This is a genomic window from Kitasatospora sp. NPDC005751 (assembly GCF_040630835.1).
Taxonomy (GTDB): Bacteria; Actinomycetota; Actinomycetes; order Streptomycetales; family Streptomycetaceae; genus Kitasatospora.
In genome coordinates, this window is the sequence record NZ_JBEXYC010000008.1 from 1 (window position 1) to 25,397 (window position 25,397).

Consider the following 25,397-nt stretch of genomic DNA (forward strand, 5'->3'; position numbering starts at 1 on the left):
CGCTGTTGAGTTCTCAAGGAACGGACACTTCCTTCGGACCGCCTTCCAGCGGGCCCTCCGGGCGCTTCGTTCTTTCGTGTTTCCAGCTTACCAGATGTTTTCCGCTCCGTTTTCCGGAGTTTCATTCATCCGACCCTTGCTGGGAAGGTCCGCTTTTCTGCGGCGACCTCCACATTAGCTTATTCCGGGACTGGCCCGAAATTCCCCGCTCCCACCGTTCGACGAAAACGCCGAGCGACCCAAGTTAATGGGCGACGAGTGAGAGTTGGACTTGCCGATTGCGATGGCCGCTCGGCCGACCCCCGGCTGCCTCTCGGCCCGCCGTGTGTCCGCCCGCTTCAGCGACTCGTCCAACACTAGGCCAGTCGGAGGAGGACGTCAAACACCGGAGGGCCGGATCTGTCCAGATCCGGCCCTCCGTGCTCAAAACCGCAGGTCAGCGGTGGTGCTTTTTCAGCCGGCCGCAACCAACTCGATGGCGGCCAGGTTGCGCTTGCCACGCCGCAGGACGAGCCAGCGGCCGTGCAGCAGATCGGCCTCGGCCGGCACCGCCTCCTCGTCCGTCACCTTGACGTTGTTGAGGTACGCGCCGCCCTCCTTGATCGTCCGGCGGGCGGCCGAGCGGCTCGGCGCCAGGCCGACGGCGACCAACAGGTCGACCACCGGCTGGAGTTCGGCCACCTCGGCCCTCGGCACCTCGGCCAGCGCGGCGGCCAGGGTCGGCGCCTCCAGGTCGGCGAGGTCACCCTGGCCGAAGAGCGCCTTGGACGCGGCGACCGCGCGGTCGTACTGCTCGGCGCCGTGCACCAGGGTGGTCAGTTCCTCGGCGAGTGCGCGCTGGGCGAGACGGGCGGCGGGGCGCTCAGTGGTCTCGCGCTCCAGCTCCTCGATCTCCTCCTTCGAGCGGAAGCTGAAGATCCGCAGGAAGGTGGAGACGTCCCGGTCGTCCGCGTTCAGCCAGAACTGGTAGAAGGCGTACGGGGTGGTGAGCTCGGGGTCGAGCCAGACCGTGCCCGACTCCGTCTTCCCGAACTTGGTGCCGTCCGCCTTGACGATCAGCGGAGTGGCCAGCGCATGCACGGACTTGGCCTCGGCCTTGCGGATGAGGTCCGTGCCGGCGGTCAGGTTGCCCCACTGGTCGCTGCCTCCGGTCTGCAGCGTGCAGCCGTAGCGGCGGTTCAGCTCCAGGTAGTCCATGCCCTGGAGGATCTGGTAGCTGAACTCGGTGTAGCTGATGCCCGCGTCGGAGTTGAGCCGCCGCGAGACGGCCTCCTTGGCGATCATGTTGTTGACGCGGAAGTACTTGCCCACGTCGCGCAGCAGGCCGATGGCCGACATCCCGGAGGTCCAGTCCAGGTTGTTGACCATGCGCGCCGCGTACGGGCCCTCGAAGTCGAGGAAGCGCGAGATCTGGCCACGCAGGCGGTCGACCCAGCCGGCCACCGTCTCGGGGTCGTTCAGGACGCGCTCGGCGGTCGGCTTGGGGTCGCCGATCAGGCCGGTGGCGCCGCCGACCAGGCCCAGCGGGAGGTTTCCCGCCTGCTGGATGCGGCGCATGGTCAGGATCTGCACCAGGTTCCCGAGGTGCAGGCTGGGGGCCGTCGGGTCGAAGCCGCAATAGAACGTGACCGGGCCGTCCGCGAACGCCTTGCGCAGTGCGTCCTCGTCGGTGGACAGGGCGATCAGCCCACGCCACCGCAGCTCGTCGACGATGTCCGTCACGGTCACGCTTCTCCTTGGATCGGGCGTCCGCCCGGTACGGACCCGGTTCGGTCGGGCCCCGGTACGGAACGGCTCCAGCGTGGTAGAGCCTACGCGGTCCCGGCCATCGGGTTTTCGCCGAGGCGTCCTACCGGGCGGCTTCCCGCAGCGCTCCCGCGGGCCGTACGGACTCCCGGCGGAACGCTCCCCCTCCCCTGCCCCACCCCTCACCTCCACCGGAAATTCCGTTGTTCGTCGGCCCGGGGCCCCTTCAGAGTGGTCCCACCGCCGTGCGGCGGCAGTGACGTGTGTGGAGACGGTCGTGCCGCCGTGGCACGCCCGGGGAAAGGGTGTGCCGAGGTGCGCAACACGCTGGTTCTGAACGCGAGCTACGAGCCCCTGACGACGGTGTCGCTCCAGCGCGCCGTGGTCCTGGTGCTCCAGGACAAGGCCGTGGTCGAGCAGGCCCATCCGCTGCGGAGCATCCGCGGTACGGGCGTCTCCGTCCCGGTGCCCCGGGTGATCAGACTGCAACGCTACGTGCGGGTGCCGTTCCGACAACAGGCTCCGTGGTCCCGCCGCGGTGTCCTCGTCCGGGACCAGCACCTGTGCGCCTACTGCGGGCGCCGGGCCACCACCGTGGACCACTTGCAGCCCCGCTCCCGCGGCGGGGCCGACAGCTGGCTGAACACGGTGGCCGCCTGTGCCGAGGACAACCAGCTCAAGGCCGACCGGACGCCGGAGCAGGCGGGGATGAAGCTGCTGCGCAAGCCGTTCGTCCCGACCCCGCAGGCAACCCTGATGATGGCGCTCGGCCTGCGCGGCTCGGACCTCCGGGACCTAACGGACTGGCTGCCTGCCCCGGTGACCGCCTCCGCCGCGTAGCCGCCCCGGCCGCACGGCCACCCCGACCGCCCCGGCCGTGAAGGACTGAGCCCCGGCCCCGAAGGGCTGAGCCCCGGCCGCGAAGGGCTGGGCCCCGGACGGCCGGGGCTCAGCCCTTGGCCTGGTACCCGGCCGCTATCCCGAAGTTGGCCGAGTGCTCGGGCACCGCGACGACCCGGCCACCGCCGATCAGGACGCGGCCGGAGACCAGCAGCGAGCCGGTGCCCTGCGGGAAGTTGCCGCCGACCGTCTCCTGGCCGCCGGCGAGTGCGAAGCGGCTGAGGTGGGCGGGCTGTTCGAGACGTTCGTCGGCGGCGAGCACCAGCGCGCCGCCGTCCACACCGACGGCCCGGGCGACGCCCTTCTCGGCGGCGGCCGCCTTCCAGCGCTGCTTGCCGCTGTCCAGGTCGTACCCGACGACGGAGATCGCACCGCCGCCGTTCGCCGGGGCCAGCGTGGTGACCATCGTCCGGTCCTGGAAGAAGACACCGGGGGTGGCCGAAAACGTCCCGTGGGCGGCGTCCAGCCTGCCCTCGCCGGCGGCGACCGGTATCTCGGCGGCCGGGTCGCCGGCCGGGCCCCAGGCGAACACCTTGTCGTCCTCCGGCCTGGCCCCCGTGGTCAGCACCACGGAGGGCTCGGCGGAGAGCACCGTGACCGTCTTCGGCTGGTTGTTGAGGCCGCGCCACCAGCTCACCTTGCCGTCGGCGGTGTTCAGCGAGACGGCCTGGTCGACGGGGGTGGAGTCGGCGCAGGAGCTCGCCACCATGACGGTCTTGCCGGTGACTCCACCGGAGAGGGTGCAGAACTTGCCCTGGCCGGTGTACTGCCAGACGTCCGTGCCGTCGGCCGACTCCCAGGCGACCACGTGGTCGTCGCCGACCGCGATCACCTTGTCCTCGGTGACGCCGACCCGCGCGGTGTAGCCGCCCTTCGCATCGGAGAGCGGCTTGCTCCACGCCGTCCGACCGGTCCTGCTGTCGACGGCGGCCACCACGGTGCACGGGCTCTTCGGGTCCGGCTGGCTCCGGAACAGCACGGCGCCCAGACCGGCCTGGTTGACGCCCGCCGAGAGCCCGCAGGGAGCGGCCCCGGCCACCGGGGGCTGAACCGACCAGGTCGGCCTGCCGGCCGCCAGGTCGTAGGCGTGGACGCCGGTGGCATCGGCCCGCACCACCGCGTCGGCCAGCAGCCAGCTGCCGACCAGCGTGTCGTCGGTGCCCGGCCGGAGTGCGGCGGCGGGCTGGGCCGACCAGGCCTTGGCGTGGGCGACGGTGAAGCCCGGTTCTCCCCCGGCGGCGGCCGTGCCGCCGCCCTGCGCACCGACCATCACGGCCGCCGCCACCAGGACGCCGAGCGCCGCCACCCCGGCGCCGGTCCGGACCATCAGGGCCCGCCGGCCGGGGGCGTGGTCGGCGGAGACCACCGCATCGGCCGCGGCCCGGGCCTTGGACCCGAAGCCGGCGGACCGCTTCCCGGCCTCCCGCGCGTCCGCGTCCGCGCGCACGTCCACCGCGGCGCCACGCCGCCGCCCGGTCGACCGGGGGCCACCACCGGCGGGCTTCGACGCGACGACGGCGGCCGGGGCGGGCTCGGGCTCGTCAACCGGCCCGGGCTCGCCGACCGGCTCGGGCTCGGGTTCAGACTCGGGCTCGGGCCGCACATAGCCGTCGGTGGAGTACGCGGCACCCGGCGGGGCGTACAGCTCCTCACCGGTCGGTTGCTGCGGGACGGCGTACGGGGCGTACTGCTGCTGCCCGTAGTCGCCGTACGGGTAGGACGGCTGGTGCTGCCCGCCCTGGCCGTACCCGGTCTGGGGGTACTCCGCGTATCCGGCCTGCGGATAGCCCGTATGCGGATAGCCGGCCTCCGGGTAGCCGGGCTGCGGGTAGCCCGTCTGCGGGTACACCGCCTGCGGGTACGCGGTCTGCGGGTAGCCGCCCTGCCCGTGGCCGTGCGGCAGGTGGCCGTCGGCCGGGTGGCCGGTACCGCCGTCGTACCCGTGGCCGCCCTGCCACTGCTGCTGGTCCGGGTACGCCGTCTGCCAGTCCTGCTGCGGGTACCACGGCTGCTGTGCGGCGTCTCCGAGGGGATCCTGCGCCATCCGTTCCGTCCCTCCCGACCGCCGGCGATGCGGCAGTCAGCATCTCACGCCGCCCGGAGCGCCTCCTTCCGGCCTCGACGGGGCCGGAAGGAGGCCCCCTGAGACACCACGAGGCCAGTGCGGCACGGGTGCGGGCAGGTGCGGGACAGGCCCGGGAGGCGTCAGGCGGACTCGGCCCGCAGGGCGGCGTCGATGCGGGCGGCCAGGGTGACGTCCAGCGAGGTGAGGCCACCCGCGCTGTGGGTGGAGAGCGCGAAGTGCAGCGTCCGCCAGCGGATGTCGATGTCCGGGTGGTGGTCCAGCGCCTCCGCCTGCTCCGCGACCGCGACGACCACCCGGATCGCCGCCGGGAAGTCCGCCGCGTCGGCGGTGCGGACGATGCTGTCGCCGTCCCGGCTCCACTCCGGCAGGTCGGCCAGGGCGGCCGTGATCTCGTCCTCCGTCAGACGCGCTCTGCTGCTCATCGAACCGCTCCCGGGTGTCGGGGGTGACTGGTGAAGGGTCAGGCCCTCCGGCGCGGACGGGGCACCAGTTCGCCGCCGCAGTTGGGGCAGGTGGCGGCCATGGCCTCGGCACAGTCCGGACAGAAGGTGCACTCGTAGGAGCATAGGGACGCCGGGCCGTCCGCCGTCAGCGACACCGCGCACCGTTCGCAGGTGTCGCGCGTCTCCAGGGCCATGGCTTCCTCCACATCGAATTCCGGGACCACGTCGAACAAGTCAGACAGCTCGGACAGGTCGAGAGGCACCGCGGCGACCGGCGGACCGTCAGCTGACGAGCAGCTTGGTGACGGCCACCAGGCCGACCACCACGATCACCCCGCGCAGCGCCGGCGGCGGCAGCTTGCGCCCGACCTTGGCACCGAGCAGGCCACCGCAGAGCGAGCCGACGGCGATCAGCCCGGCGGCGGCCCAGTTGATGGTCGAGGTGAAGAGGAAGAACACCGCGGCGACGCCGTTGACGATCATCGCCAGCGCGTTCTTCACCCCGTTGATCCGCTGCAGGTCCTCCTGGAGCAGCATGCCCATCAGGGCCAGCAGCAGGACTCCCTGCGCGGCACCGAAGTAGCCGCCGTAGATGCCGGTCAGGAAGACGCCGGCGAGCAGCGCCAGGCCGCCGTCGGGGTCGCCGCCGGGCCGGCGCCGGGCGGCGACCGCCTTGGCCACCCGGGGCTGGATCACCACCAGGACGAGGGCCAGCAGGATCAGCACCGGCACGATGGTGTCGAAGGCGCTGCTCGGCAGCTCGATCAGCAGCACGGCGCCGACCAGGCCGCCGAGAAGGGCGGCGATGCCGAGGCGGACCAGCCGGCGGCCCTGGTCGGCCAGTTCCCGCCGGTAGCCGACCACACCGCTGAGCGAGCCGGGCACCAGGCCGAAGGCGTTGGAGACGTTGGCGGTGACCGGCGGGATGCCGACGGCGAGCAGCACCGGGAAGGTGATCAGGGTCCCGGAGCCGACGATCACATTGATCATCCCCGCGCCGACACCCGCCACCAGGACGGCGATCGCCTCCCAGAGCGTCATGGGCCACCTCTCGTCTCGGACCTGTCCGAGGCGATCATGCCGGACGGCGGGGTGCCGCTACCAGGGTCCGCCCACGATTCGGGACGTACACCACACGCCCGTTCACCGGAGCCGACGGGCGCACGACGGACGCACGCCGGGCGCCGGGCGGACGCACGGCGGACGCACGGCGGACGCCGGGCAGAGGCGGAGCAGGCCGAGGGCCCGCCACCCGTGCGAGACGGGTGACGGGCCCTCGGCGCCGCGTGGGACGGGCTCAGCTCACTCCGGGTCGATCTTCCGGTACTCGCGGGCCGGGTCCACCCGGGGGCGGGCGGCGCCCTTGGTGTCGGTGTCCAGCGGGCGCGGACCGGCCGCCGGGTCGAGCGGGACCTGGGTCGCGGCCGGGGCCGGGGCGCTGGGGGCGGCGGCCGCACCGCCGTTGATGCCGCCGTTGCCGGCCAGGCCGGTGAAGGCGCCGCCGAGGCCCTTGAGCGCGTCGCCGACCTCGCTGGGAATGATCCACAGCTTGTTGGAGTCGCCCTTGGCGAGCTCGGGCAGGGTCTGCAGGTACTGGTAGGCGAGCAGCTTCTGGTCGGCGTCGCCGTCGTGGATCGCCTCGAAGACGGTGCGGATCGCGGCGGCCTCACCGTCGGCGCGCAGCACCGCGGCCTGCGCCTCACCCTCGGCCTTGAGCACCTCGGCCTGCTTCTCACCCTCGGCCCGCAGGATCTGGGCCTGCCGGGCGCCCTCGGCGGTGAGGATCGCGGCGCGCTTGTCACGGTCGGCGCGCATCTGCTTCTCCATCGAGTCCTGGATGGAGGTCGGCGGCTCGATCGCCTTCAGCTCGACGCGGTTGACGCGGATGCCCCACTTGCCGGTGGCCTCGTCCAGGACGCCGCGCAGACCGGCGTTGATCACCTCGCGGGAGGTCAGCGTCGACTCCAGGTCCATCGAGCCGATGATGTTGCGCAGCGTGGTGACGGTCAGCTGCTCGATCGCCTGGATGTAGCTGGCGACCTCGTAGGTGGCGGCCCGGGCGTCGGTGACCTGGTAGTAGATCACCGTGTCGATGTTGACCACCAGGTTGTCCTGGGTGATCACCGGCTGCGGCGGGAAGGGCACGACCTGCTCGCGCAGGTCGATGCGGTTGCGGACCCGGTCGATGAACGGGACGACGATGTTCAGTCCCGCGTTGAGCGTCCGGGTGTAGCGGCCGAAGCGCTCCACGATCGCGGCGCTGGCCTGCGGGATGACCTGAATCGTCTTGATCAGCGCGATGAATGCCACCACGACCAGGACGACCAGGACGATAAGGACGGGTTCCACGGACTCTCCCCTAGACGACCAGGGCGGTCGCGCCCTGGATTTCGACGACGTCGACCTGCTGCCCCGGCTCGTACACGCTGCCGGGGTTGAGCGCGCGGGCCGACCAGATCTCGCCCTTGAGCTTGATCCGCCCGCCCTCCCCGTCGACTCTTTCCGCGACGATCGCGGTGGCGCCCGGAAGCGCCTCGATGCCCATCCTGATCTGCGGGCCCTTCCTGAGCTGCCGGTACGCGATCGGGCGAACCACGACCAGCAGGGCGACCGAGACCACGACGAAGGTCAGGACCTGGACCACCGCCCCGGCGCCGAGCCCCGCGACACCGGCCGCGGCGAGCGCGCCGACCGCGAACATCGCGAACTCCGGCATCGCGGTGACGACCAGGGGTATGCCGAGGCCGACGGCGGCCAGGAGCCACCAGATCCAGCTGTCCACGTGTCCATCCTAGGGAGCGAAGGGCCTTCGAGGCGGACAGTTCCCGCAGGTGGAGGGGCGGAAACCGGTCGCACGTGCGACCGGCTCCAGTTCAGTGGAGTTCAGCCGGATTCCCCGGGCTCCGGCCGGGGCCCGCGGGAGGCCGGCGCACGGCCCGGCGCGGGCCTCAGCCGAGCGGCAGGCCCTGCGCGGACCAGCGGTCGCCGTGGCGCTCCAGGGTCAGCGGCAGGCCGAAGCACCTGGAGAGGTTGCGCGCCGTCAGCTCGGTGTCGATCGGACCGGCGGTGAGCACCTTGCCCTGGCGGATCATCAGCACGTGGGTGAAGCCCGGCGCGATCTCCTCCACGTGGTGGGTGACCATGGCCATGGCCGGGGCGAACTCGTCCTGGGCGAGCGCGCCGAGGCGGCGCACCAGGTCCTCGCGGCCGCCGAGGTCCAGTCCGGCGGCGGGCTCGTCCAGCAGCAGCAGCTCGGGGTCGGTCATCAGGGCGCGGGCGATCAGGGTGCGCTTCTTCTCGCCCTCGGAGAGGGTGCCGAACTTGCGCTCGGTCAGCCCGGCCATGCCGAGGCGGTCCAGCAGGGCGAGCGCGCGGGACTCGTCCGCCTGCTCGTACTTCTCCTGCCAGCTGACCGTCATGCCGTAGGCGGCGGTGAGCACGGTCTGCAGCACGCTCTGGCCGGCGGGCAGCTTGTCGAACATGGCGGCGCCGGCCAGGCCGATCCGGGAGCGCAGCTCGAAGACGTCGACCTCGCCGAGCTTCTCGCCGAGGACGGACACCTTGCCGGTGGTCGGGAAGAGGTACGTGGAGGCGATCTGCAGCAGGGTCGTCTTCCCGGCGCCGTTGGGGCCGAGGATGACCCAGCGCTCGCCCTCGGAGATGGACCACGAGACCTGGTCGACCAGCGCGCGCTCCTCCCGGACCACGGATACGTCCACCAGCTCCAGCACGTCGCTCATGCCTATGCCTTCCCCAAAACAGAAATTCGGCCGTCGGTGCGGGCGGGCAGCCTACTCCGGCGGCCGGTGGGCACGGAGTGGGTGCGCCGCACGCGCATGGGCAAACCTACGCCACGCGGATGACCGCCGATTCCGTAGGCTGGCCGGATGCTCGCGACTCCTGCCGACAATCCGTACGAAGAGCCCCGTTCGGGGCGGCTGGCCGCTTGGGGCAACGCCCTGTTGGCCGGTCTGGTACCGCCCGACGACGCCGCCTCGGCGGTGCTGGGCAGTGACGAGAGCCACCGGGTGACCGGACTGCCGGGCGACGAGCCGGGCGAGCGGCACGGGCTCACCTGGGCACTGGGGCGGCTGAGGGTGCTGGGGGTGCGGGGGCTTCGGCTGGCCCTGCCGTCCGCCGGCCACCCGCTCGGGCTGACCGGTCCGGCGCCCTTCAACGCCCGGGCGCTGGGCGCGGGCGAGGCCGTGCTGGCGGTCGGAGCGCCGCTCGGGCTGGTGCCGGAGATCGAGGTGTTCGGGCCGGTCGGGGACCGCTCGGCGATGGTGCTCTGGCGCTGCTCGGAGGTGAACGACGCGCCCCCGGCCGACGTGCCGTCGCTGCACGAGGCGGAGCGCGAGCTGGCGGACGGGCTGCGGGAGGCGACGGCGATGCTGGCCCGGCTGGACGTGGCCGGGGCCGGACCGGAGGCGCTGCGGGCGCTGGAGGCGTACCGGCGGCGGGGGCACGTCGAGCTGCTCGCCCCGGGGTACCCGCCGCGTGCCGTCCGGGTGCTGGAGTCGGCCCGGCAGGTGACGGCGCTGCTGGCGATCGCCTCGGGTGGGCACGGCGCGGCGGTCAGCGCCTCGGAGATGGCCTCCCGCCAGGCGGTGCTGGACCCCCTGCGGCGGACCGCCCGGCGGGCCCAGGTGGCGGCGTACAACGCGCTGGTCGACGAGAAGGGCTGATTTCCGCCCCCGTCCCGGCCGCGCCGGCCGCTACGCCTCACGGGCCTCGCCGTGCCGGACGGCCCAGAGCGCCGCCTGGGTGCGGTCGGCGAGGTCCAGCTTCATCAGGATGTTGGAGACGTGCGTCTTCACCGTCTTCTCCGACAGGTGCAGGCTCCGCGCGATCTCCCGGTTGGAGCGCCCGTCGGCGATGTGGCCGAGCACCTCGCGCTCGCGCTCGGTGAGGGTGGCGCCGCGGCCCTGCGGCTGGCGGGGGCCGTCGTCGGCGAGCAGCGCCTCCGCGAGCTCGGGCTGGAGCAGCACGTGGCCGGCGTGGACCGAGCGGATCGCCCCGGCCAGCGCCTCCGGGTCGACGTCCTTGTACACGTACCCGGCGGCGCCGGCCCGCAGCGCGGGGACCATGGTGCGGTGCTCGGTGAAGCTGGTGACGATCAGGATCCGGGCCCGGCTGCCCTCGCCCTTGAGCGTGCGCAGCGCCTCGATGCCGTCGACACCGGGCATCTTGAGGTCCATCAGGACGACGTCGGGGTCGAGCTCCCGGGCCCGGTCGACGCCTTCGGCGCCGTCGGCGGCCTCGCCGACCACCTCGATGTCGTCCTGGACCTCCAGGAAGGTGCGCAGACCGCGGCGGACCACCTGGTGGTCGTCGACCAGCAGGACGCGGATCGCTGGCGTGGTGTCAGGCACCGGGGACCTCCATCTCGACGACCGTCCCCTTCCCGGGGGCCGAGTCCAGGGTGAGCGTGCCGCCGACGGCGGCGGCGCGGTCGCGCATCGAGGCCAGGCCGAGGTGGCGGCCGGCCCGGCGGACCGACTCGGGGTCGAAGCCCCGGCCGTCGTCGCGCACCCGCAGGACGGCGCCGCGCGCGGGCGTGCCGGTCAGGGTGACGGTGACGCTGCGGGCGTCGGAGTGGCGCAGCGCGTTGTGCAGGGCCTCCTGCGCGATCCGCAGCAGGGCCGCCTCCTGGGCCGGCGGCAGGGCGCGGACGCCTTCGGCGGCGAAGGCGACGTCGGCGCTGTGGGCGCGGTCGAGGACCTGTACCTGCGAGGCGAGGGTGGCGCTGAGGCCGTCCTCCTCCAGGGCGGCGGGGCGCAGCTCGACCACGACGGCGCGCAGCTCGTCGGCGGCCTCGGCGGCGAGTTTGGCGACCTCGGCGAGTTCGGCGCGGGCCCGGGCCGGGTCGCGGTCGACGAGCTTGGCGGCGGCCTTGGCGGTGAGGCGCAGCGAGAAGAGCTTCTGCGAGACGGCGTCGTGCAGGTCGTGGGCGATCCGGGCGCGCTCGCCGGCCAGGGTCAGCTCGCGGCTGCGCTCGTAGAGTCGGGCGTTGGAGAGGGCGAGGGCGGCGTGCGCGGCGAGGATCCGCAGCAGTTCCTCGTCGTGGTCGGTGAAGCCGCCGCCACCGCGCTTGTTGGCGAGGAAGATCACGCCCATCACGTGCGGCTCGTCCTCGGCGGCGTCGGTGTCGAGGACGGGCATCCCGAGGAAGGCGTCCATCTCGGGGTGGGCGGCGGGCCAGCCGCCGAAGGCGGGGGCCTCGCGGACGTCGGCGAGCCGGATGGGGCCGGTCTCGTGCAGCATCTCGGCGAGCACGCCGTGCTGGCGGGGCAGCGGGCCGATGGCCCGCCACTGCTCGTCGGTGACGCCGTCGACGACGAACTGGGCGAAGCCGCCGTGGTCGTCGGGCACGCCGAGGGCGGCGTACTCGGCGCCGAGCAGGCCGCGGGCGGAGGCGGTGATCCGCCGCAGCACCTCGCGGACCTCCAGGTGGCGGCTCATCGCGAGCAGGGCCTGGCTGATGGCCTCGATCCCGGCCAGGCAGGGCTCGCAGGCGGGCAGCGGGCCGGCGGCCGGCGGGCCGACCGGGATCCGGTCGACGGGCAGCAGGCCGGCCGGCGGCCGGCGGTCACTGGGCGCGGTGGGCATACGGCCAAACTACCGCCGCCGGGGCGGCCTCCGCGTCGGTCCACGGGCGCGCGGGGAGCAGGTCCACGGACCTAGGCCCGAGACCCTGCGGCGAGGTGGCCGGTAAGCGGACGGGTGCCGGTACGCCGGGGGGCGGCCCCGCCCGTCGCCGGGTGGGGCCGCCCCTGGGTGAGCGGTGCGGTGCGGGCGGGTCAGCCCTTCTGCATGACCTCGGGCTCGTGGCGGCGCTGGAGGCGCGTCACGATGACGCCGATGACGATCGACATCACGATCAGGATGCCGCCGTCCAGCACCAGCTGGCCGACGTTGTGGCCCCAGATCGCGTCGTACTCGGGGTTCTTGAAGTCCTTGTTCCAGGGCCCGAGCAGCTTGGACAGGTCGAGCGTGGTGGCGACCATGCCGACGCCCCAGCGGGCCGGCATCAGCCAGGCGAACTGCTCCAGGCCCGGCTTGCTGAAGATCTGGAAGAGGCAGCCGGTGAAGACGACCTGGATGATCGCGAACATGACCAGCAGCGGCATGGTCTTCTCGGCGGTCTTCACCAGGGCGGAGATCATCAGGCCGAACATCATCGAGGCGAAGCTCAGCAGGATCAGGCCGATGCTCATCTCGATGATCGGCAGGTCCTTGATGATCAGACCGTGCTCGGGCAGCTTGCGCGGCAGGTAGCCGACGGCCGAGATGATCGCGCCCTGGACCACGCTGAAGAAGCCCAGCACGATGATCTTGGACATCATGTACGCCGACCGGGAGAGGCCGGTGGCCCGTTCCCGTTCGTAGATCGCCCGTTCCTTGATCAGCTCCCGGACCGAGTTGGCGGCTCCGGAGAAGCAGGCGCCGATCGCCAGGATCAGCATGATCGTCGCGGCGCCGCTGTTGATCCCGAGCTGCGACTTCGGGTTCGGCGCCAGCCCGGGATCGTTCGGGATCAGCACGCTGACCGCGCCGAGCACCGCCGGGAGCAGGATCGACAGCGCCAGGAACCCGCGGTCGGAGGCGAGCACCGAGGCGTAGCGGCGGATCAGCGTCCACAGCTGCGAGCCCCAGCTCTGCGGCTTCGGCGGGCGGACGGCCTCCTGGACGATCTGGGCGGACTGCACGGCCCCGGCGTCCACGTCGGCGGAGTACTGCTGGTAGTGCACCGACCCCCGGTAGCGGCCGGCCCAGTCGTGGTCCGGGTAGTTCTCGAAGGCCTGGAAGACGTCGGCCCAGGTCTCGTACCCGAAGAAGTGCAGCGCCTCGTCCGGCGGCCCGAAGTAGGCCACCGAGCCGCCCGGAGCCATCACCAGGAGCCGGTCGCAGAGGGCGAGTTCGGCCACCGAGTGGGTGACGACCAGGATGGTGCGGCCGTCGTCGGCGAGGCCGCGCAGCATCTGCATGACCTCGCGGTCCATGCCCGGGTCGAGGCCGGAGGTGGGCTCGTCCAGGAAGATCAGCGAGGGCTTGGTGAGCAGCTCAAGGGCGACCGAGACGCGCTTCTGCTGGCCGCCGGAGAGCGCGGTGATCCGGTTGTCGGCGCGCTTGTCCAGGCGCAGCTCGTAGAGCACCTCGTCGATCCGCGCCTCGCGCTCGCGCGCCTCGGTGTCACCGGGGAACCGGAGCCGGGCCGCGTACTTGAGGCCGGTGCGGACGGTCAGCTCCTTGTGCAGGATCTCCGACTGCGGCACCAGGCCGATCCGCGAGCGCAGTTCGGCGAACTGCTTGTAGAGGTTGCGGCCGTCGTAGAGGACGTCGCCGCGGTCGGCCGGGCGGTAGCCGGTGAGGGCGCGCAGCAGGGTCGACTTGCCGGAGCCGGACGGGCCGATGACGGCGACCAGCGACTTCTCCGGGACGCCGAAGCTGACGTCGTTGAGCAGGACCTTCTTGCCGCCCTTGAAGTCGACCTCGACGGTCAGGTGGCGGGCGGAGAAGGAGACCGCGCCGGTGTCGACGAACTCCTGCAGCTGGTCGCCGACCAGGACGAAGCTGGAGTGGCCGACCGTCAGGCGGTCCTGCGGCCCCATCAGCTGGCGCTGGACGGGCCGGCCGTTGAGGAAGATGCCGTTGTGGCTGCCCAGGTCGACGATCTCGTACCGGCCGTCCGGCAGCTGGCGCAGCTCGGCGTGGTGACGGGACACCTGGAGGTCGGAGACGACGATGTCGTTGTCGAGCGCGCGACCGATCCGGACGGTGTTCATCCCCGCCGTCAGGTTGCGGATCATCGTCGGCTGCGGGCCGCCGGCCTCGTGCTGCGGCGCCTGCTGCTGCGGGAAGCCGCCGTGCTGGGGCGCCTGCGGGGGGAAGCCCTGCTGCTGCGGGAAGGCCGGCGGCTGCCCGCCGCCCCACTGCTGCTGGACCGGCGGCTGGTAGGCCTGCTGCTGCGCCGGCGGCTGCTGCTGGGCCCACGGCTGCTGGACGGGCGCCTGCTGCTGGGCGGGCGGGACGTGGCTGCGGCTGGTGGCGGCCTCGTGCCAGGCGGGGGCGGGCGCGGCGGCCTGGGCGGGCGCGGAGAAGCTCAGCCGGGGGCCGTTCTCGGCGTTGCCGAGGTTGACCACCGCGCCGGGGAAGAGCGGGGCCTGCTGGGTCCGGGCGCCGGCGGTGTACGTGCCGTTGGTGCTCCCGTGGTCGTCGAGCTGCCAACCGGCCCCGTTGAACGAGATGGTGGCGTGCTGCCAGGAGACCCTGGCGTCGTCGAACGGGAAGTCCGACTGCGGGTTGCGCCCGATGGTGTACGACCGCCCCGGCTCCAGAGTCCGCTGCTGTCCGTTGATATCAATGACGAGTTGCGGCACTGCTCGCCTGCCCCGCTCTCTCGGTCCCCCGATTTTGCCCCCGGTCGGGGGTGCGATGTCCTGAATCCGACGGGGGGAATCATTCCAGCCCGCCGCCCGTTGGTGAAAGTCACCCCCGGTGACTGTGACCAGGCGGCAACGATTCGCGGACGCCCCCGCCACCGTCCCCGGGGCGTCGCCCGCGCGCCACCGTCCGGTCACCCGGGTGGTGCGCACACCGCCCACACCCCGTCCACACCCCCGTCCACGACGCGGACGGGTGCCGTGGCGCCGCCGGCCGGCGGGTAGCGTGGGAGCCACCATGAACGCATCGCCCTTGGCCGCCGAGCCGTTCCCCGCCCCGCAGCCCCGGACCGAGGACGAGCGCACCCTGCTCGTCAAGGTGTTCGGCAAGGACCGCCCCGGCATCACCGCCGGTCTCTTCGCCACCCTGTCCGGGTTCGGCGTCGACGTCATCGACATCGAGCAGGTCGTCACCCGCGGCCGGATAACGCTGTGCGCCCTGGTCACCCCGCCGACCGCGCCCGGTGCCGAGGGCGAGCTGCGTTCCACCGTGCACCGCTGGGCCGAGGAGCAGAAGCTCCAGGCCGAGATCATCTCCGGCATCGGCGACAACCGGCCGCGCCGCGAGGGCCGTTCGCACGTCACCGTGCTCGGCCACCCGCTGACCGCCACCGCGGTGTCGGCGCTCACCTCCCGGATCACCGACTCGGGCGGCAACATCGACCGCGTCTTCCGGCTGGCCAAGTACCCGGTGACCGCGGTCGAGCTGGCCGTCTCCGGTGTCGCCACGGACACGCTGCGCGCCGCGCTGGCCCAGGAGGCGGCCCAGCAGCGGGTGGACATCGCGGTGGTCGCGGCGGGCCTGGAACGCCGGGCCAAGCGCCTGGTGGTGATGGACGTCGACTCCACGCTGATCCAGGACGAGGTGATCGAGCTCTTCGCCGCCCACGCGGGCTGCGAGGCGGAGGTCGCCGCGGTGACGGCCGCGGCGATGCGCGGCGAGCTGGACTTCGCCGAGTCGCTGCACGCCCGGGTCGCGCTGCTGGCCGGCCTGGACGCCGGGGTGACCGAGAAGGTCCGCGCCGAGGTCAGGTTCACCCCGGGCGCGCGGACCCTGATCCGCACGCTGCAGCGGCTGGGCTTCCAGGTCGCGGTGGTCTCCGGCGGCTTCACCCAGGTCACCGACCACCTGGTGGAGCAGCTGGGCCTGGACTTCGCGGCGGCCAACACCCTGGAGGTGGTGGACGGCAGGTTCACCGGCCGGGTGGTCGGCGAGATCGTGGACCGGGCCGGCAAGGCCCGCTGGCTGGCCCGCTTCGCCGAGCAGGCGAAGGTGCCGCTGGAGCAGACCGTCGCGATCGGCGACGGCGCCAACGACCTGGACATGCTGAACGCGGCCGGGCTGGGCGTGGCGTTCAACGCCAAGCCGGTGGTCCGGGAGGCCGCCGACACCGCGGTGAACGTGCCCTTCCTGGACACCGTGCTGTACCTGCTGGGCATCACCCGCGAAGAGGTCGAGGCGGCCGACGCACTGGACGGCACGCCGACCGAGTAGCCGCGGCCGGACGCACCCGAGGGGCACGAGGACCGGTCCTCGTGCCCCTCTTCGGCCACCGCGCCCGGACCGGGCGGCGCGGGGGCCGTTCGGCTCAGTCCTGCGGCGTGAAGTACGAGACCAGCGCGGCCACGCCCGGCTCGACGCCCTTCCAGGAGCCGTCGAAGCTGAGCACCGCGACGGCCGCGGTCGGGAAGCCGCCGAGCCGCAGCCGCTCCAGCGCCTCCCGGTCGCCCTCGTCACCGGCCAGCACCTGGGTCAGCCCGAGCACGCCCGGGTTGTGGCCCACCAGCACCACGTCGGGGTGGTCCTCGGGGGTCTCCTGGAGGACGGCGATGATCTCCCCGGGGCTGGCCTCGTAGATCCGGTCCTCGTACACCGTCCTGCGGGCGCGCTTCGGCAGTTCGTGTGCGGCGAGCTTCCAGGTCTCACGGGTGCGCAGGGCCGTGGAGCAGAGCACGTAGTCGGGGTTGATGCCGGAGTCGGCGAGCCAGCGGCCGGCTTCCGGGGCCTGGTGGCGGCCCCGGTCGGCCAGCGGCCGCTCGTGGTCGTCGACGCCGTTGGGCCAGTCGGCCTTGGCATGGCGGAGAACGATGATCCTGCGGGGCGTGTCGGCGCTCATACCCAGCAAGCTTGGCAGAAAAGCGGCCCGGGGGCGCGATGCCGCCGGTTGCCGCCACTCTCCGGGGTGCCGGGTGTCATCGTGCGCCGTTCACCGGCGGTCGGCGTGCGGTACCGCGGCCGGTCCGCGGGCGCGGACCGGCCGAGCGTCGCTGACCGGCCGGATCGGCCCCGGCGGGGCCGCGCGGCGGATCAGCCGAGGTTCTGGGCCACCGTGGCGACGATCGCCAGCAGCACCACGATGCCGACGATCAGTGCGGCGATCTGGCCGAGCTTCTTGTGGCCGTCGGTGGGGTTCGGGTCGAGTACGGGCATGACCGGATTCTCCCACCCCGGTCGTGCCCGCCCGTCAGCGGCCCCGCTACGCCGCGGCGCCGGCGGCGGCCGGGAGGACCGCCTCGTCCTCGATGTGCCGGGCCCGCGCGGCCCGCAGGCCGAACAGCATCTGGGGCACCAGCAGCACGGCGAGGAAGCCCAGCGGCAGGTACCACTCACCGGTGGCCTGGTACAGCCGGCCGATCAGGATCGGGCCGGGGATGGAGATGAGGTAGCCGACGCCCTGGGCGAACGCGGAGAGCTGGGCCACCCCGCCGGCCGTCCGGGCCCGCAGGCCGATCATGGTGAGCACCAGCGGGAAGGCGCAGTTGGAGAGGCCGACCAGGGTCGCCCAGACCCACGGCACGCCGGCCGGCGCCAGCGCCAGCCCGGCGTACCCGGCGATGCCGCAGGAGGCCAGCACCACGACGAAGAGCCGCTGGTCGCCGCGGCGCGCGGCGAGGTTGGGCAGCACGAAGGAGACCGGGACGCCGATCACCATGGTCAGGGCCAGCAGCACCCCGGAGGTGCCCTCGGAGACCCCGGCGTCCTGGAAGATCTTCGGCAGCCAGCCCATCACCACGTAGGCGCCGGTGGCCTGGAGGCCGAAGAAGCAGGCCATCGCCCAGGCGGTCCGGCTACGGGTGATCGGCAGCTTGGCGACCGCCCCGCCGGTCTTCCCGCCGCGCTCGCGCCTGGTCACCGCGACCGGCAGCCAGAGCAGCAGCGCGACCGCGCCGAGGGCCGCCCAGACGCCCAGGCCGACCCGCCAGTCCCCGCCGAGCGCGCTGGTCAGCGGCACGGTGACGGCGGCGGCGAGCGCGGTGCCGGCCGACAGCGACATGGAGTACAGGCCGATCATCGGGCCGACCTTCTCCGGGAAGTAGCGCTTGATCACCACCGGGATCAGCACGTTGGAGACCGCCACCCCGGCCAGCGCGAGGGCGGTGAGCAGCAGGAACACCGCCGTGCCGCCGGCGAACGAGCGGGCCAGCACGCCGGCCGTGATCGCTCCCATGCCGGCCGCGACCACCGCGATCGGCCCGAACCGCCGGGCCATGCCGGGCGCGGCGAAGCCGAACAGCGCGAAACAGAGCGAGGGGACGGCGGTCAGCAGGCCGGCCAACGTCGGGTTCATCCCGAGGTCGGTGCGGACCTGGTCGAGCAGCGGCCCGAGGCTGGTGACCACGGGCCGGAGGTTGAAGGCGGCGGCGGCGATCGCGACGGCGAACAGCCAGCCGAGGTACGTGCCCCGGCGGGCGGAGGCGGATGCGCCGGTGGCGGGCCGCTCGGTCTGCGGTCCGGCCCCGGTCCGTGGGGTGGTGGTGGTGTCTGCTGCGGAAGGCATGGGAGCCATCATAGAATGATGGGATGAATTAGCGCATCCTCGACTTGGCATGATGTCCCGACCCGCCCCAAGCCGACCCACCCGCCGGCCGACGCCCCCACCGCCGACCCGAAGCCGCAAGGAGTCCCCGTGGCGCTGTCCTCTCCGAGGCGCACCCCGCTGTCCGACCAGGTGATCGCGCAACTGCGCGCCCAGATCACCTCGGGCGAGTGGCCCGTCGGCTCACGCATCCCGACCGAGGCCGCGCTGGTCGAGGAGCTCGGCGTGGCCCGCAACACCGTCCGCGAGGCGGTCCGCGCCCTCGCCCACAACGGGCTGCTGGACATCCGCCAGGGTTCGGGCACCTACGTCCTGGCCACCAGCGAACTGGCCGGCGTCATGCACCGCCGCTTCGCCGACGCCGACCAGTCGCAGGTCGCCGAGCTGCGGGTGACCCTGGAGACCTCCGCGGCCGGCCTGGCCGCCACCCGCCGCACCGCGCGCGACCTCGCCCTGCTGGACGCCACGCTGGCCCGCCGCGAGGACGCCTGGCGCTCCGGCGACGCCGAGGACTTCATCCAGGCCGACGCCGCCTTCCACCAGGCCGTGGTCGCCGCCGCCCACAACGACGTCCTCGCCGCCGTCTACGCCGACCTCGGCGAGGTCACCCGCGCCCACCTGCGCCACGACGTCGGCCCGGAGCTGATCGCCGAGCGCTACCTCGGGCACGACAAGATCCTCGACGCGATCCGGGCCGGCGACCCGCAGCGCGCCTCGGTCGAGGCCGGCCGTGCCATCGGCGCCTGCACCCCGCCCGACGCCTGACGCCCGATGCCGTGCGCACCGGCGCGCGGGGCCCCGCACAGCACCGCGGCCCGGCACCCCCAGGAGGGGTGCCGGGCCGCGGTGGTGCGGGCAGCGGTCAGGCGCCGATGGCGTGCAGGCCGCCGTCCACGTGGACGATCTCGCCGGTGGTCTTCGGGAACCAGTCCGAGAGCAGGGCGACGACGCCGCGGCCGGCCGGCTCCGGGTCGGAGAGGTCCCACTTCAGCGGGGAGCGGGTGTCCCAGGTGGCGGCGAGGTCCGCGAAGCCCGGGATGGACTTGGCGGCCATCGAGCCGATCGGGCCGGCCGAGACCAGGTTGACCCGGATGTTGCGGTCGCCGAGCTCACGGGCCATGTAGCGGGAGGTGGCCTCCAGCGCGGCCTTGGCCGGGCCCATCCAGTCGTACTTCGGCCAGGCGAACTGCGCGTCGAAGGTCAGACCGACGACCGAGCCGCCGTCCTGCATCAGCGGCAGCAGCGCCGTGGTGAGCGACTTCAGCGAGAACGCCGAGACGTGCATGGCGGTCGCCACGGACTCCCACGGCGTGTTCAGGAAGTTGCCGCCCAGGGCGTCCTGCGGGGCGAAGCCGATCGAGTGGACGATGCCGTCCAGGGTCGGCAGGTGCTCGCGGACCTGGTCGGCGATGCCGGCCAGCTGCTCCTCGCTGGAGACGTCCAGCTCCAGCACCTTGACCGGGTTCGGCAGCTTCTTGGCGATCCGCTCGGTGAGGCTGGGCCGGGGGAAGGCGGTGAGGATGATCTCCGCGCCCTGCTCCTGCGCGAGCTTCGCGGTGTGGAAGGCGATGGAGGACTCCATCAGCACTCCGGTGATCAGGATCCGCTTGCCCTCAAGGATTCCACTCATGCTCAGTGACCCATGCCCAATCCGCCGTCTACGGGAATGACGGCTCCGGTGATGTACGCGGCCTCGTCCGAACCGAGGAACCGCACGGTGTTGGCGACCTCGGCGGGCGCCGCGTAGCGGCCCAGCGGCACGCCCGAGACGATCTCCGCGCGGCGCTCGTCGCTGAGCACTGCGGTCATGTCGGTGTCGACGAAGCCGGGGGCGACCACGTTGACGGTGATGTTGCGCGGGCCGAGCTCACGCGCCAGCGAGCGCGCGAAGCCGACCAGGCCGGCCTTGGAGGCGGCGTAGTTGGCCTGGCCCGGGGAGCCGGTGAGACCGACCACCGAGGAGATCAGCACGACCCGGCCCTTGCGCGCGCGCATCATCAGCTTGGAGGCGCGCTTGACCACCCGGAACGCCCCGGTCAGGTTGGTGTCCACGACGGAGGTGAAGTCCTCTTCGGACATCCGCAGCAGCAGGGTGTCGTGGGTGATGCCCGCGTTGGCGACCAGCACCTCGACCCCGCCGTGCTTGGCCTCGATCTCCGTGAACGCCGCGTCGACCTGCGCGTTGTCGGTGATGTCGCAGCGCACCGCGAGCACGTCGTACTTGGCCAGCTCCGCGGGAACCTCACCCGAGCGGCTGGTGATGGCGACCTTGTCGCCCGCCTCGGCGAAGGCCAGGGCGATCGCGAGGCCGATGCCCCGGTTTCCTCCGGTGACGAGAACCGAGCGGCTCAACGATCCACCTCTCTCCGTAGTGTGCGCGTACGTCGGTATGAGCACGCAGTGTGACGCTATCGGTCGGCCCCGGGCGGCGACGAATCGGGCTCCCACAGCGCCTCACCGAAGGAACTGTCGCAATCCGACAATCCGTACCGGGGCCCGCCCGTCCCCGGTCCCCGACCGCCCCGGCCTACCCTTGTGGCGTCCACTGCGGCGGTTTTCCGGGAACAACGCGACGGGGCGCACCCGTTGCCCCCGTGGTGCGGGACGACCGGGGCCGGCCGTACCGAAGTTCCCGGACGGGTCCCGGCGCGCGGGGCCCGGCGGCCACGGCGACGAGCGAAGGCAGAGCACGGATGAGCGACGCACAGTCCGGTACCACCCACCGGCGGGGACGACTGCTGGCCCTGGCCGCCCTGGCGGCCGGCGCGGGAGCGGCCGCCTGGTCGCTGCGCGACCTGCCGGCGGCCTTCGGACGGCGGCCGGACGCCGCCCGGGAGGCCCGGGTGCGCAACTCCCCGCAGTACCGGGACGGCGTCTTCCACAACGCACCGTCCACCCTGGCCCGGGCCAAGTCCGCGCCGGACATCGACCGGGACACCGTGCGCCGGATGCTGTTCCAGCGCGAGGGCCGGGTCCCGGCCCACCCGGTGCCCACCGTCCGCCCGGCCGGCGGACCGCGCGAGGCCGCCGAGGGCGTGGAGATCACCTGGTACGGGCACGCCTCCGCGCTGGTCGAGATCGAGGGCACCCGGGTGCTGCTCGACCCGGTCTGGAGCGAGCGCTGCTCCCCCACGGCGCACGTCGGCCCCAAGCGGCTGCACCCGGTGCCGGTCGAGCTGGAGGAGCTGCCGCAGGTCGACGCGGTGCTCATCTCGCACGACCACTACGACCACCTGGACATGGCGACGGTCAAGCGGCTGGTCCGCAGCCAGTCCGCGCCCTTCGCGGTGCCGCTCGGCATCGGCGGCCACCTGCGCCGCTGGGGCGTCCCGGAGCACCGGATCATCGAGCTGGACTGGGACGAGACCTGCACGCTCGGCGAACTCGCCGTCACGCTCACCTCCGCCCACCACTTCTCAGGGCGCGGTCTGACCCGCAACACCACGCTCTGGGGCTCCTGGGTGATCGCCGGGCCGACCCGCAAGGTCTTCTACACCGGGGACTCCGGCTACTTCGAGGGCTACGCGCGGATCGGCGAGCAGCACGGCCCGTTCGACGCCGCCCTGATGCAGATCGGCGCCTACGACACGGCCTGGGCGGACATCCACATGACGCCGGAGGACGCCGTCCTCGCGCACCGCGAGCTGAACGCCGGCCTGCTGGTGCCCGTCCACTGGTGCACCTTCAACCTGGGCCTGCACCCCTGGGCCGAGCCGATCGAGCGGCTGCTGGTCGAGGCCAAGGCGCAGGCCGTCCCGCTCGCGGTGCCGCGCCCCGGCGAGCGGGTGGACGTCGACAACCCGCCGGAGCTGGACGGCTGGTGGGAGACGGTCGGCTGACCGGATCCCCGGGGCCGGCGGCCGCCGCGTGTCACCGCCCGAATGCGCTGGCCGAAACCCCCTGAACGGGACATGATGCCGTGCGGGTACCCGGTTCGGAGTACCCGCACCGTCATCCCCCCGACCAGGGAGCCCGCTTGCCTCCGATGTCCCCGACCAGCAGTTCCGGCGCCCCGCACGGGCGCGCCGTCGACCCGCTGTTCCTCGCCTACCCGCTGCGCGCCCTGGCCGACGCGGCACTCACCCGCGCCCGGGAACTCGGCGCCGAACACGCCGACTTCCGCCTGGAGCGGGTCCGCAGCGCGTCCTGGCGGCTGCGCGACGCCCGGCCGGCCGGCACCTCCGACAGCGTCCAGCTCGGCTTCGCCGTCCGGGTGCTGCTGGACGGCGCCTGGGGCTTCGCCGCCGGGGTCGACCTCACCGGGGCCGCGGCGGCGCGGGTCGCCGAACAGGCCGTCGCGGTGGCCCGGCTGTCCGGCGGGATCAGCCGGGCGGCCGGTGCGAAGGAGCGCGTCGAGCTGGCGGACGAGCCGGTCTACCCGGACGCCACCTGGGTCTCCGCGTACGAGCTGAACCCCTTCGAGGTGCCGGACGCGGAGAAGACCGCGCTGCTCGCCGACTGGAGCGCGCGCCTGCTCGGCGCCGAGGGCGTCTCGCACGTCAGCGCCAGCCTGCTGACGGTGCAGGAGAACAAGTTCTACGCCGACACCGCCGGCACCGTCACCACCCAGCAGCGGATCCGGCTGCACCCCTCGCTGGAGGCCACCTCGGTGGACGAGCGCACCGGGGCCTTCGACTCGATGCGCACGCTGGCCCCGCCGGCCGGGCGCGGCTTCGAGTACCTGCGCGGCACCGGCTGGGACTGGGACGCCGAGCTGGCCGAGCTGCCCGCCCTGCTGGCCGAGAAGATGAAGGCGCCGAGCGTCGAGCCGGGCCGCTACGACCTGGTCGTCGACCCGTCCAACCTCTGGCTGACGATCCACGAGTCGATCGGCCACGCCACCGAGCTGGACCGCGCGCTCGGCTACGAGGCCGCCTACGCCGGCACCTCCTTCGCCACCTTCGACAAGCTGGGCTCGCTGCGCTACGGCTCCGAGCTGATGCACGTCACCGGCGACCGCACCGCCGAGCACGGCCTCTCCACCATCGGCTACGACGACGAGGGCGTCGCGACGCAGTCCTGGGACCTCGTCAAGGACGGTGTCCTGGTCGGCTACCAGCTCGACCGCGGCATGGCGAAGCTCAAGGGCTTCGACCGCTCCAACGGCTGCGCCTTCGCCGACTCCCCCGCCCACGTCCCGGTCCAGCGGATGGCCAACGTCTCGCTCCAGCCCGCCGCCGACGGCCCCGACACCGAGGGCCTCTTCGCCGGCGTGGAGAACGGCCTGTACATCGTCGGCGACCGCTCCTGGTCGATCGACATGCAGCGCTACAACTTCCAGTTCACCGGTCAGCGCGCCTACGCCATCCGCAACGGCGAACTCGCGGGCCAGGTCAAGGACTTCGCCTACCAGGCCACCACCACCGACTTCTGGGGCTCGATGGCGGCCGTCGGCGGCCCGCAGACCTACGTGCTCGGCGGGGCCTTCAACTGCGGCAAGGCCCAGCCCGGCCAGGTCGCGGCGGTCAGCCACGGCTGCCCCTCGGCGCTGTTCCGCAACGTCAACGTGCTCAACACCCAGCAGGAGGCGGGTCACTGATGACCGCGATTCAGCCCCACGAACTCGTCGAGCTGGCGCTCGGCCTCTCCCGCGCCGACGGCTGCGTGGTGATCGCCGACGAGGAGTCGACCGCCAACCTGCGCTGGGCCGGCAACGCGCTCACCACCAACGGGGTGACCAGGGGCCGGCGGCTCACCGTGATCGCCACGGTGGCCGGCGCCGAGGGCACCGCCTCCGGCGTGGTCTCCCGCGAGGCCGTCACCGCGGACGAGGTGGAGGGCCTGGTGCGGGCCGCCGAGCAGGCCGCCCTGGCGGCCGGTCCGGCCGAGGACGCGCAGCCGCTGGTGGCCGACCGGCCGTCCTCGCCCGACTTCGCCGGGCCGCCGGCCGAGACCTCGATCGAGGTCTTCGCGGCCTTCGCGCCCGCCCTCGGCGAGGCCTTCGCCCGGGCCGCCGCCCAGGGCGAGCTGCTGTACGGCTTCGCCCGGCACGAGGTGGTCTCCAGCTACCTGGGCACCTCCACCGGCCTGCGGCTGCGCCACGACCAGCCGACCGGCACGGTCGAGCTGAACGCCAAGACCGCCGACCTGTCCGGCTCCGCCTGGGCGGGCGCCGCCACCCGGGACTTCGCCGACGTGGACGTCGCCGCGCTGCACACCGAGCTGACCAAGCGGCTGGCCTGGGGCGCCCGGAAGATCGACCTGCCGGCCGGCCGCTACGAGACGCTGCTGCCGCCCTCGGCCGTGGCCGACCTGATGGTCTACCTCAGCTGGTCCGCCGGCGGCCGGGACGCCGCCGAGGGCCGGACGGTCTTCTCCAAGCCGGGCGGCGGCACCAGGGTGGGCGACAAGCTGGCCGCCCTGCCGCTGACGCTGCGCTCCGACCCGGCCGAGCCCGGGCTGGAGGCGGCGCCCTTCGTACTGACCCACTCCACCGGCGGGGACTCCTCGGTCTTCGACAACGGCCTGGAGCTCACCGCCACCGAGTGGATCCGCGACGGCGAGCTGGCCGAGCTGATCACCACCCGGCACTCCGCCGGGCTCACCGGCCTGGCACTGCGCCCGGCGGTGGACAACCTGGTGCTGGAGACGGCCGACGGGGCTGGCGCGCCGACCCTGGACGAGATGATCGCCCGCACCGAGCGCGGCCTGCTGGTCACCTGCCTCTGGTACATCCGCGAGGTGGACCCGGCGAACCTGCTGCTCACCGGCCTCACCCGGGACGGCGTGTACCTGGTGGAGAACGGCCAGGTGGTCGGCGCGGTGAACAACTTCAGGTTCAACGAGTCGCCGGTCGACCTGCTCGGCCGGATCACCGAGGTGGGCCGGACGGAGCGCTGCCTGCCGCGTGAGTGGGGCGACTGGTTCACCCGGGCCGCGATGCCGCCGGTGCGGGTCGCGGGATTCAACATGAGTTCGGTGAGCCAGGCCTCCTAGCCGGCTCGGGGGCGAGGGATCGGGA

Annotated in this window: 23 protein-coding genes; 7 read left to right on the plus strand and 16 right to left on the minus strand. The window is 73.1% G+C overall.

The genetic code is table 11. The features are described 5' to 3' along the window. Positions 1-453: 453 nt before the first annotated feature. Positions 454-1,722: a tyrosine--tRNA ligase gene (gene tyrS, locus ABZ497_RS10820; RefSeq protein ID WP_329492299.1), complete on the minus strand. Its 1,269-nt coding sequence runs from the start codon at positions 1,720-1,722 to the stop codon at positions 454-456. Between the two features lie 339 nt (positions 1,723-2,061). Between tyrS and ABZ497_RS10825 the strand changes: the two genes are divergently transcribed. Then, positions 2,062-2,586, plus strand: coding sequence for an HNH endonuclease (locus ABZ497_RS10825; protein ID WP_359804342.1), 525 nt, complete (start codon positions 2,062-2,064; stop codon positions 2,584-2,586). Positions 2,587-2,695: 109 nt separating this feature from the next. Here ABZ497_RS10825 and ABZ497_RS10830 read toward each other — a convergent pair whose 3' ends face one another. The 7 genes from ABZ497_RS10830 to ABZ497_RS10860 all read right to left on the minus strand — a co-directional run bounded on the left by ABZ497_RS10830 (position 2,696) and on the right by ABZ497_RS10860 (position 8,915). Further along, on the minus strand, positions 2,696-4,690 hold the full coding sequence (locus tag ABZ497_RS10830; RefSeq protein ID WP_359804343.1) for a PQQ-binding-like beta-propeller repeat protein: 1,995 nt from the start codon (positions 4,688-4,690) through the stop codon (positions 2,696-2,698). Positions 4,691-4,851: 161 nt separating this feature from the next. Beyond that, positions 4,852-5,154 (minus strand): 4a-hydroxytetrahydrobiopterin dehydratase, encoded by a 303-nt coding sequence (locus ABZ497_RS10835; protein WP_359804344.1) that lies wholly within the window; start codon positions 5,152-5,154, stop codon positions 4,852-4,854. 38 nt (positions 5,155-5,192) lie between these two features. Then, positions 5,193-5,369: a DUF1272 domain-containing protein gene (locus ABZ497_RS10840; protein ID WP_359804448.1), complete on the minus strand. Its 177-nt coding sequence runs from the start codon at positions 5,367-5,369 to the stop codon at positions 5,193-5,195. A gap of 88 nt (positions 5,370-5,457) precedes the next feature. Then, complete coding sequence (locus tag ABZ497_RS10845) at positions 5,458-6,216, minus strand: sulfite exporter TauE/SafE family protein (RefSeq protein ID WP_359804345.1); 759 nt, start codon at positions 6,214-6,216, stop codon at positions 5,458-5,460. A 261-nt stretch (positions 6,217-6,477) separates the two neighbouring features. Next, positions 6,478-7,524 (minus strand): SPFH domain-containing protein, encoded by a 1,047-nt coding sequence (locus ABZ497_RS10850; RefSeq protein ID WP_329490150.1) that lies wholly within the window; start codon positions 7,522-7,524, stop codon positions 6,478-6,480. Between the two features lie 10 nt (positions 7,525-7,534). Then, entirely contained in the window at positions 7,535-7,957 is a 423-nt protein-coding gene (locus tag ABZ497_RS10855) for an NfeD family protein (protein WP_359804346.1), read from the minus strand. Between the two features lie 166 nt (positions 7,958-8,123). Then, entirely contained in the window at positions 8,124-8,915 is a 792-nt protein-coding gene (locus ABZ497_RS10860) for an ABC transporter ATP-binding protein (RefSeq protein WP_329490148.1), read from the minus strand. A gap of 147 nt (positions 8,916-9,062) precedes the next feature. Here ABZ497_RS10860 and ABZ497_RS10865 point away from each other — a divergent pair, with 147 nt between their 5' ends. Continuing rightward, positions 9,063-9,860: a hypothetical protein gene (locus tag ABZ497_RS10865; RefSeq protein ID WP_329490147.1), complete on the plus strand. Its 798-nt coding sequence runs from the start codon at positions 9,063-9,065 to the stop codon at positions 9,858-9,860. Positions 9,861-9,890: 30 nt separating this feature from the next. On the opposite strand, the gene ABZ497_RS10870 is transcribed toward ABZ497_RS10865, so the two are convergent. The 3 genes from ABZ497_RS10870 to ABZ497_RS10880 form a co-directional block, all read right to left on the minus strand. After that, positions 9,891-10,547: a response regulator transcription factor gene (locus ABZ497_RS10870; RefSeq protein WP_329490146.1), complete on the minus strand. Its 657-nt coding sequence runs from the start codon at positions 10,545-10,547 to the stop codon at positions 9,891-9,893. Then, positions 10,540-11,637 carry a GAF domain-containing sensor histidine kinase gene (locus ABZ497_RS10875; RefSeq protein ID WP_352297545.1) on the minus strand — a complete coding sequence of 366 codons (1,098 nt, stop codon included), beginning with the start codon at positions 11,635-11,637 and terminating at the stop codon, positions 10,540-10,542. Before ABZ497_RS10875 ends, ABZ497_RS10870 begins: the two co-directional genes overlap by 8 nt. Positions 11,638-11,975: 338 nt before the next feature. Continuing rightward, complete coding sequence (locus ABZ497_RS10880) at positions 11,976-14,555, minus strand: FHA domain-containing protein (RefSeq protein WP_359804347.1); 2,580 nt, start codon at positions 14,553-14,555, stop codon at positions 11,976-11,978. A gap of 301 nt (positions 14,556-14,856) precedes the next feature. On the opposite strand from ABZ497_RS10880, the gene serB reads away from it, so the two are divergent. Next, entirely contained in the window at positions 14,857-16,113 is a 1,257-nt protein-coding gene (gene serB / locus ABZ497_RS10885; protein WP_329490144.1) for a phosphoserine phosphatase SerB, read from the plus strand. 94 nt (positions 16,114-16,207) lie between these two features. Here serB and ABZ497_RS10890 read toward each other — a convergent pair whose 3' ends face one another. The 3 genes from ABZ497_RS10890 to ABZ497_RS10900 form a co-directional block, all read right to left on the minus strand. Further along, the gene (locus ABZ497_RS10890) at positions 16,208-16,735 is read right to left on the minus strand and encodes a histidine phosphatase family protein (RefSeq protein ID WP_352297539.1); all 528 of its coding nucleotides are present in this window, start codon (positions 16,733-16,735) and stop codon (positions 16,208-16,210) included. Between the two features lie 191 nt (positions 16,736-16,926). Beyond that, complete coding sequence (locus tag ABZ497_RS10895) at positions 16,927-17,049, minus strand: SGM_5486 family transporter-associated protein (protein WP_329490142.1); 123 nt, start codon at positions 17,047-17,049, stop codon at positions 16,927-16,929. Positions 17,050-17,095: 46 nt separating this feature from the next. Then, positions 17,096-18,397 carry an MFS transporter gene (locus ABZ497_RS10900; protein ID WP_329490141.1) on the minus strand — a complete coding sequence of 434 codons (1,302 nt, stop codon included), beginning with the start codon at positions 18,395-18,397 and terminating at the stop codon, positions 17,096-17,098. Between the two features lie 129 nt (positions 18,398-18,526). On the opposite strand from ABZ497_RS10900, the gene ABZ497_RS10905 reads away from it, so the two are divergent. Further along, the gene (locus ABZ497_RS10905; protein WP_329490140.1) at positions 18,527-19,201 is read left to right on the plus strand and encodes a FadR/GntR family transcriptional regulator; all 675 of its coding nucleotides are present in this window, start codon (positions 18,527-18,529) and stop codon (positions 19,199-19,201) included. Positions 19,202-19,298: 97 nt separating this feature from the next. Here the strand turns inward: ABZ497_RS10905 and fabI are convergent, their stop codons facing one another. Next, a complete protein-coding gene (gene fabI / locus ABZ497_RS10910; protein WP_329490139.1) occupies positions 19,299-20,066 on the minus strand; it encodes an enoyl-ACP reductase FabI in 768 nt (255 codons plus the stop codon). A 2-nt stretch (positions 20,067-20,068) separates the two neighbouring features. Beyond that, positions 20,069-20,788: a 3-oxoacyl-[acyl-carrier-protein] reductase gene (fabG, locus tag ABZ497_RS10915; RefSeq protein WP_329490138.1), complete on the minus strand. Its 720-nt coding sequence runs from the start codon at positions 20,786-20,788 to the stop codon at positions 20,069-20,071. Between the two features lie 341 nt (positions 20,789-21,129). Between fabG and ABZ497_RS10920 the strand changes: the two genes are divergently transcribed. From ABZ497_RS10920 to ABZ497_RS10930, 3 genes are all read left to right on the plus strand, one after another. After that, positions 21,130-22,275: an MBL fold metallo-hydrolase gene (locus ABZ497_RS10920; RefSeq protein WP_329490137.1), complete on the plus strand. Its 1,146-nt coding sequence runs from the start codon at positions 21,130-21,132 to the stop codon at positions 22,273-22,275. Between the two features lie 146 nt (positions 22,276-22,421). Next, entirely contained in the window at positions 22,422-23,975 is a 1,554-nt protein-coding gene (locus ABZ497_RS10925) for a TldD/PmbA family protein (RefSeq protein WP_359804449.1), read from the plus strand. Further along, a complete protein-coding gene (locus tag ABZ497_RS10930) occupies positions 23,975-25,372 on the plus strand; it encodes a metallopeptidase TldD-related protein (protein ID WP_359804348.1) in 1,398 nt (465 codons plus the stop codon). Before ABZ497_RS10925 ends, ABZ497_RS10930 begins: the two co-directional genes overlap by 1 nt. Positions 25,373-25,397: the final 25 nt, after the last annotated feature.